We start from the raw sequence: 1,375 nt of genomic DNA on the forward strand, positions 1-1,375 counted from the left end.
TCCCCTGTAGCGGTTTAGCCTTTCGACTATCGCTACGTTGCACCAGTGACACTTATTCCCTCCACATGCAACGCATGCCAATCCGTAAAACGGACACGCAGGAGCAGGCAAAGCTCGATCTAGGATGCTTATTTGATGATTTAAAACACGGATTAACGAAGACTTATCATTTTGGGTCTTGAACTAAACACTGTTTATTGTGAAAATAGAGTTCAGGTACAAGCCTTAGTGTGAAATCATAACGGTCGCCAAACCTTATGATCTTCGTTACTTGATGTTGTTAGCATCAAATAACTGCGTACCGCTGAATATAAAGCGAAACCCCGAAATGTTGCAAGGCATTTCGGGGTTTTTCTTTTGTTTAAGGCATTGTTTCTGCAATATTCAAATCAAAAGCTAGAAAAATGCGCATTTGCGCTATGCTTCAGCGGAGAATTTCACCGACCAGTCTCCGGAGTAAACCCTTCTTGGCTGGCTGTTCTGTGGAGTGTTTTGGCTCCAAATCTGTCTTTTTCAAATTTTCAGGCTGTGTTCCGGTCTGTTTCTCATCCTGTTTTTTCTGTTCACCAAAACTGCTCTGATCCTGTTTAGCTCCAGTTTCGCCTGTTTCAGCCACTTCTGTTTTTTGCTTGTGTTCTATGAGTAGCTTGAAGTCATCAAAATCACGTCTAACGCTGGCTATTTCTTGTTTAAGGAAGGACTTATCTTGTTTTAGTTCTTCAATCTGTAACCGCAGTTCGCGGACAAGATCATCATTGTTCACAGAAACATTCGATTTAGCGTCTCCTGAAACAGCTTTCTTCCCAGGATGGCCAAAGACCCGGATCATATCTTGGGGGTCTATCTGTTGCACACCAAGTTCGTTTAATTGGGGGGTGATCTCACCTTTCTTAATGGCTTTATAAATTGTCGTTCTACCGATATTAAATTTTCTCGACGCCTCAACAATGGTGAGTAGAGACATAAGCTATTCCCTTTATTTTTGGTGTTAAAAAATCGCGGCAGCGACTGGGGACCTCGTAGAGCAAGATTTACCGTTAAGCCCCCTGGCGAATAAGGTAGAAGTGTTGTTCGGGAAGGGCTTTGCCCGTACCCGTACAATACACATCTTGCCGTCCAAATCTATGCAATTTTACGCAATTCTATGCAACTGCCTATAGGGAGGAGCTGAAACAATGCAATTTTCTGCAAAACAATGCAATTAAGTGCAATTCTTTGCAAAAGAATGCAATTTCGGCCTGTTTCTAAGGCGATTTAGCAGCTGATTTAAGGCAATTTAACGCAACTATAGGCAATTTAACGCAACTATAGGCAATTTAAGGAAACTGGCGGGAAGAACACCAAAAAAGAGGCTTTCGGAGTCATTTTTTAGACC

Annotated in this window: 1 protein-coding gene; it reads right to left on the reverse strand. The window is 42.2% G+C overall.

Going from position 1 to position 1,375, the window contains the following annotated elements:
- Window positions 1-424: 424 nt before the first annotated feature.
- Window positions 425-964: a plasmid replication DNA-binding protein gene (locus FTV41_RS14715; protein ID WP_174660748.1), complete on the reverse strand. Its 540-nt coding sequence runs from the start codon at window positions 962-964 to the stop codon at window positions 425-427.
- Window positions 965-1,375 lie beyond the last annotated feature (411 nt).

Origin of the sequence: Acinetobacter sp. YH16051 (assembly GCF_013417135.1) — a bacterium.
GTDB lineage: Bacteria > Pseudomonadota > Gammaproteobacteria > Pseudomonadales > Moraxellaceae > Acinetobacter > Acinetobacter towneri.

Coding starts and splice junctions, on each gene's coding strand:
- FTV41_RS14715 (WP_174660748.1), bottom strand. CDS start 964: ATGTCTCTACTCACCATTGTTGAGGCGTCGAGAAAATTTAATATCGGT.